Origin of the sequence: Roseisolibacter sp. H3M3-2 (genome assembly GCF_029211165.1) — a bacterium.
Classification (GTDB): Bacteria; Gemmatimonadota; Gemmatimonadetes; order Gemmatimonadales; family Gemmatimonadaceae; genus Roseisolibacter.
On the sequence record NZ_JARGEK010000277.1, the window covers coordinates 1 to 6,716 of the forward strand.

Sequence of the window (6,716 nt, forward strand, 5' to 3'; positions counted from 1 at the left end):
GCGCCGCGCAACGCCGGGCGCCCGGCGCCGGTCACCAGCGACAGCACGCTGAAGGAGTGGGCGAGCCGCGGCGCGCGCCCGGGCGGCCGCGCGGTCGGGCGCGACACGCTCCCCGTCTCGCGCGCGCCGGTGCGGTGCGCCGGGCAGCCGATCAGCGACGTGGTGGTGATCACGCAGCCGCCGTACGCGAACGGGCTGCTGGGGCGCTTCCAGTTCGTCGCCCGCGTCGTGCGCGAGCTGCACTCGACGACGCGCACGGAGCTGGTGCGCCGCTTCATGATCCTGAACCCCGGCGAGCCGTGCGACGAGCTGCGGCGCGCCGAGTCGGAGCGCATCCTGCGCGCGCAGCCGTACCTCGTGGACGCCCGCGTGATGGCGTACGACGACGGGGAGGGGGGCGTGCGGCTGGAGGTCGAGACGCGCGACGAGTTCTCGGGGATCATCGCGCTCGCCGCCGGCTCGGGGTCGCCGCCGGTGCGCCGCGTGCGCGTGGGCGAGGCGAACCTGATGGGCGCCGGCGTCCACGCGATGGTCGACTGGTACGACGGCGGCGTCGGCTACCGCGACGGGGTCGGCGGGCGCCTGACGCACTACCAGTTCCTCGGGCGCCCCTGGCAGCTGGACATGCGCGGGCTGCGCCGCGACGTCGGCGGCAACTGGACGCTCGACGTCAGCCACCCCTTCTACACCGACCTGCAGCGCGTCGCCTGGCGCGCGTCGATGGGCGGCGCCGACGAGTTCCTCGAGATGCGGCGCGGCGGCGAGCAGCGCAACACGCTCTTCTACGACCGCCGCTTCGCCGACGTCGGCGGGATCCTGCGCGTCGGCGTGCCCGGGCGGCTTTCGCTGTTCGGCGTCTCGGTCTCGTCCGAGCGCGCGTCGACGCTCGACCGCGTCGCGGTCCTCTCCGACTCGGGGCCGGTCACGGTCGCCGACCCGGAGCTCGGCTACGCGCCCAGCGCGCGCTTCGCCGGGCAGCGCTCGGCTCGCGTCAACGCGCTGTGGGGGGTGCGCAGCGTGCGCTTCGTGCGCGTCACCGGGTTCGACGCCCTCACCGGCGCGCAGGACGTCCGCCGCGGCTTCCAGCTCGGCACGATGATCGGGCGCAGCATGGGGCTCCTCGGCTCGCGCGACGACGACGTCTTCCTCGCCGGCGACCTGTACCTCGGCGTCGGCGGCGGGCGCTCGTTCGCGGCGCTGGAGATGAAGGGCGAGGGGCGCCAGGACAACGACCGCGACGAGTGGAACGGGATCGTCGGCAGCGGCCGCGCGGCGTGGTACGCGGTCCCCGACGACCGCAACCGGTTCGTGCTCGACGTCCAGTACACGGGCGTCTGGCGCCCGCGCGTGCCCGTGCAGCTCTCGCTGGGCGCCAAGGAGGGGGGCGCGCGCGGCTTCGGCGACGCCGAGGTGGCCGGCGCGCGCCGCCTGGTCGCGCGCGTCGAGCACCGCCTCGTCGTCGGCCGCCCGTTCAACCTCGGCGACCTGGGGTTCGCGACCTTCGCCGACGCGGGGCGCGTGTGGGCCGGCGACGCACCGTACGGCGTCACCACCCCGGTCCGCGCCTCGGTCGGCGTCGGCGTCCTCGCCGCCGTGCCGCCCAACTCCCGCCGCCTCTGGCGCGTCGACCTCGCCTACCCGGTCACCAAGGTCCCGGGCGCCGGCCTGCAGGTCATCGTCTCCAACCGCGACCTCACGCGCAACTTCTGGCGCGAGCCGGTGGACGTGAAGATGGCGAGGGAGCGGGCGGTGCCGGCGTCGGTGTTCACCTGGCCGTAACTCGATACGGCGGGAGTCGACACTGCGGGAGTCATGAAAGCGGGAGTCGAAAGAGCGCAGTGCGCCGTCACGACTCCCGCTCTTTCGACTCCCGTGGTAACGACTCCCGTCGTATCAGGTAGTCGTTCTCGCCATCATCCGCCGGATCGGGATCGCCAGCAGCGCGAGCACGACCGCCGAGGCGACGAGGGCGCCGGTCGTCGCGGTGAACAGCGCCGGCGTCTGCTCCAGCTTCTCGGGATCGACCTCGCCGCCGACCAGGCCGGCGATCAGGTTGCCGACCGACGTCGCCATGAACCAGATGCCCATCATCTGCCCGACGAAGCGCGGCGGGGAGAGCTTGGTCATGGACGAGAGGCCGACGGGGCTCAGGCAGAGCTCACCCGCGGTCTGGAAGAAGTACGAGGCGACCAGCCACCACGGCGAGACCTTGAGCGAGCCGCCGCTGGCGACGATCGCGTTGGCGGCCGGGATCATCAGGGCGAAACCGATCGCGGCCAGCGCGAGCCCCCACGCGAACTTCCCGGGGCTCGACAGCTCCTGGTTCCGCTTCGCCATGCGCACCCAGAGCGCGGCGAACACGGGCGCGAGCACGATGATGAAGAACGAGTTCACCGACTGGAACCAGGTCGCCGGGATCTCGAAGCCGCCGAGCTGGCGGTCGGTGAAGTCGCGGGCGAACAGGTTGAGCGACGTCGGGGCCTGCTCGAAGGCCGCCCAGAAGATGGCGGCGAAGACGAACAGCACCGCGATCACCGCCACGCGCTTCTTCTCGTCGCCGTTCAGCCCGCCGGCGGCGAAGATGTAGGCGAAGTACACGACGGCCAGCGCGACGATCGTCCCCGTCATCGCGCCGGCGATCGACTGCGCGTCGAGCGTGACGGCGCCGGTGGCCGCCGCGACCACCACGGCCGCGAGCACCGCGAGCCCGGCGCCGATCCCGACCTTCACCGTGCGCTCCTGGCGCGCCTGCACCGCCGGGTCGGGGTGCCGCGTCGGCTGCGTGCCGATGTCGCCGAGCGTGGGGCGCGCGCGCACCGCGAAGGTGATGAGCCCCGCGAGCATGCCGACGCCGGCGGCGCCGAAGCCCCAGTGCCAGCCGACCGACTCGCCGAGGATGCCGGTGATCAGCTGCCCGAAGAAGGCGCCGACGTTGATCCCCATGTAGAAGATCGAGAAGCCGGCGTCGCGCCGCGCCCCGCCTTCGGGGTACAGCTCGCCCACGATCGCCGAGATGTTCGGCTTGAGCAGCCCGGTCCCGAGCACGATCAGGATCAGCCCGAGGAAGAACGGCAGCTTCCCGGCCGCGAACGCCGACAGGCCGATCGAGAGGTGGCCGAGCGAGATCAGCCCCGCGCCGTACAGGATCGCCTTGCGCAGCCCGAGCAGCCGGTCGGCGACCCACCCGCCGGGGAGCGAGGCGAGGTAGACGCAGGCGGCGTAGATGCCGACGATCGACGAGGCCTGCGCGCGCTCGAAGCCGAAGCCGCCGTCGGCGAGCGCCGCCGACATGAAGAGGACGAGCAGCGGGCGCAGCCCGTAGTACGAGAACCGCTCCCACATCTCCGTGAAGAAGAGCGTGGAGAGCCCCCGCGGGTGGCCGAGGAAGCCGCCGCCCGTCGGCGTGGGCGGGGTGCTGTCGGTGGCGACGCCGGTGGCGGCCGCCTGCGTGCGCGACCGTTCGGAGACGGGTGCGGACACGGGGGGAGGGGTTGGGGGGAGAACCAGAGGCCTGCGCAGCTGCGCGGCTGCGCAGCGATTACGGCGTGCCGGTCAGGACCGGGAGGTACCGCGACGGCGGGTTCGTACCCCCCGCCGCCTGCTGCTGTGCCCAGTCCACGGTCGTGGGCGCCTGCTTGATGCATGCCGCCCAGTGTCCCGGCGCCTTCTCCTCCAGCGGCGGGACGAGGCGGGCGCAGGCGGCGTCCTTCGCGGGATGGTGGCAGCGCGGGTGGAAGACGCACCCGCTGGGCGGGTTGGCAGGGGAGGGGACGTCCCCCTGCAGCACGATCCGCCGCCGCGCGCCGCCGGGCGACGGGACGGGGATCGCCGACAGCAGCGCCTGCGTGTACGGCATCAGCGGCTCGCGGTACAGCGCCTCGCTCGGCGCCAGCTCCACGATGCGGCCGAGGTACATGACCGCCACGCGGCTCGCCATGTGCTCGACCACGCTCAGGTCGTGCGCGATGAACAGGTACGCGAGCCCGCGCTGCCGCTGCAGGTCCTGCAGCAGGTTCACCACCTGCGCCTGCACCGACACGTCGAGCGCCGACACCGGCTCGTCGCACACGATGAGCTTTGGCTCGACGGCGAGCGCGCGCGCGATCCCGATGCGCTGCCGCTGCCCGCCGGAGAACTCGTGCGGGTAGCGCGACGCGTACTCGGGGCGGAGCCCGACCTCGTCGAGCAGCGCGCGCACGCGCTGCTCCGCCTGCGCGCCCTCGGCGAGGCGGTGGATCGTCAGCCCCTCGCGGATCGTCGCCCCCACCGTCATGCGCGGGTTGAGCGACGAGAACGGGTCCTGGAAGACGATCTGCAGGTGGCGCCGCAGCGCGCGCAGCTGCTTCGGCGACTGCGCCAGCAGGTCCACGCCGTCGAAGCGCACCGCGCCCGACGTCGGCTCGATCAGGCGCAGGATCGCGCGCCCGGTCGTCGTCTTCCCGCACCCGCTCTCGCCCACGAGGCCGAGCGTCTCGCCGGCGGCGACGTCGAAGGACACGCCGTCGACGGCGCGCACGTGGCCGACGGTCTTGCCGAACAGCCCCTTCGTGATGGGATAGTGCTTCTTGAGGTCGCGGACGCTCAGCAGCGGGGCAACCGGAGCGCCGAGCGCGGAGCGCCGAGCGGACGTCGGCTCGTTCACGGGAGCACCTCGGAGCGCACGCTGCCCGCCGCGTCGTCCCCGCTCGCGGGTGCGCCCGGCGCTCCGCGCTCGGCGCTCGCGATGCCGCCCGTGCCGTGGGTGGCCTCGCTGCGCGGCGCGTGGGGGTGCGCGCGGCGCTCCGGCTCCTCCGCCAGGTGGCAGCGGCTCACCCGGCCGTCCCCGATGCGATAGAGCGGCGGGTGCTCGCGCGCGCACCGCTCCCACGCGTACGGGCACCGGTCGCGGAAGCGGCAGCCGCTCGGCCACGCGGTCGCCGGCGGGACGGTGCCGGGGATCGTCGCCAGGCGGTCGCGCCGGTCGCCGAGGCGCGGCACCGCGGCCAGCAGCCCCTCGGCGTACGGGTGGTGCGGGGCGGCGAACAGCGGGCCGACCGGCGACTCCTCGACCACCTCGCCGGCGTACATGACCACCACGCGGCGCGCCACTTCGGCGATCACCCCGAGGTCGTGCGTGATCATCACGATCGCCGTGCCGAGGCGCCGCTGCAGGTCGGAGAGCAGCTCGAGGATCTGCGCCTGGATGGTGACGTCGAGCGCGGTCGTCGGCTCGTCGGCGATGACGACGGCGGGGCTGAGCACGAGCGCCATCGCGATCATCACGCGCTGCCGCATCCCGCCCGACAGCTGGTGCGGGTACTCCTTCGCGCGCCGCTCGGGGTCGGGGATGCCGACGGCGGCGAGCATCTCGACCGCGCGCGCCCAGGCCGCCTTCCGCGACGCCTTCTCGTGCACCCGCACCACCTCGGCGATCTGGTCGCCGACGGTGAATACGGGGTTGAGCGCGGTCATCGGCTCCTGGAAGATCATCGCGATCCGGTTGCCGCGGATCGCGCGCAGCTCGTGCTCGGGGAGGGCCAGCAGGTCGCGCCCCTCGAACAGGACCCGGCTCCCGGCCTCGACGCGCCCCGGCGGGCGGATGAGGCGGAGCACCGACAGCGCCGTCACCGACTTGCCGCACCCGCTCTCGCCGACCACGCCGAGCGTCTCGCCGGCGTGCACGTCGAGCGACACGCCGTCCACCGAGCGGGCGACGCCGGCGTCGGTGTGGAAGTACGCCCGCAGGTCGCGCAGCGACAGGACGGGCGGGGCGGGGGCGGCTGGGGCGGTCACGCGCGGAAGGTAGGGCGCGAACGGGGGGGCGAGAAGATGGCCGCCCCCACGCTCTCACCGGACGCTGTCACCGCGGGGCGCCGTCGCGCGGGTCGAACCGGTCGCGCAGCGCGTCGCCGAGCGTGCTGGCGGCCAGCACCGTGACCCCGACGCAGGCGATGGCCACCCCGGCCGTCCACGGCGCCACCAGGAGCACCGGCTGGCCGTCCATGATCATGCTCCCCCAGCTCGCGGTCGGCGGCCGTACGCCGAGCCCCATGAACGAGAGCCCGGCCTCGATGGCGATGACCTCGCCGAAGATCAGCGAGCCGCTCACCGCCAGCGTGCCCAGCGCGTGCGGGGCGACGTGGCGCGCCAGCACCCGCAGCGGCGAGGCGCCGAGCGCCGTCGCGGCGAGGGCGAAGTCGCGGGCGTGCGCGGCGCGCACCCGCTCGCGCACCAGGCGGCTCGTCCCGAGCCAGCTGAGCGCGCCCACGACGACCGCGAGCACCGACGGCGGCAGGCTCCCCCACAGCGCGACCACGACCAGGAGCAGGAGCACGCGCGGCACCCCGAGCCCGACGTCGACGAGGCGCATCATGAACGCGTCGAGACGCCGGCCGGCGGCGCCGGCGACCGCGCCCCACGCCGCGCCGAGGGTGACCGCGACCAGCGCGGCCAGCAGCCCGACCTGCAGCGACACGCGCGCCGCGTACACGGTCCGGCTCAGCAGGTCGCGCGCGAACGGGTCGGTCCCCAGCGGGTGCTCGGCCGACGGTCCCTGGTTGGCCATCGTGACGAGGTCGAACTGGCGCGCCGGGTCGTAGGGCGCGAGCGCCGGCGCGGCCAGCGCCAGCAGCGCCAGGATCGCCAGCGCCCCCGCGGGGACCGCGACCGCGGCGCGCACCGCGGCGCGGCGCGGCGACGGCGGGACGATCGCCACCGACGCGCGGATCGGCGTCGCG

The 6,716-nt window shown here is 74.5% G+C and carries 5 protein-coding genes; 1 reads left to right on the plus strand and 4 read right to left on the minus strand.

What is annotated here, in order from left to right:
* Window positions 1-1,779: hypothetical protein (locus PYV61_RS18680; protein WP_275834418.1), on the plus strand; the 1,779-nt coding region annotated here is incomplete at its 5' end.
* A 114-nt stretch (window positions 1,780-1,893) separates the two neighbouring features.
* On the opposite strand, the gene PYV61_RS18685 is transcribed toward PYV61_RS18680, so the two are convergent.
* The 4 genes from PYV61_RS18685 to PYV61_RS18700 form a co-directional block, all read right to left on the minus strand.
* Window positions 1,894-3,480 (minus strand): peptide MFS transporter, encoded by a 1,587-nt coding sequence (locus PYV61_RS18685; protein ID WP_275834420.1) that lies wholly within the window; start codon window positions 3,478-3,480, stop codon window positions 1,894-1,896.
* A 58-nt stretch (window positions 3,481-3,538) separates the two neighbouring features.
* On the minus strand, window positions 3,539-4,642 hold the full coding sequence (locus PYV61_RS18690; protein ID WP_275834422.1) for a dipeptide ABC transporter ATP-binding protein: 1,104 nt from the start codon (window positions 4,640-4,642) through the stop codon (window positions 3,539-3,541).
* On the minus strand, window positions 4,639-5,772 hold the full coding sequence (locus PYV61_RS18695; protein ID WP_275834423.1) for an ABC transporter ATP-binding protein: 1,134 nt from the start codon (window positions 5,770-5,772) through the stop codon (window positions 4,639-4,641). Before PYV61_RS18695 ends, PYV61_RS18690 begins: the two co-directional genes overlap by 4 nt.
* A 67-nt stretch (window positions 5,773-5,839) precedes the next feature.
* Window positions 5,840-6,716 (minus strand): ABC transporter permease (locus PYV61_RS18700; RefSeq protein ID WP_275834425.1); only part of this gene is annotated, 877 nt, incomplete at its 5' end.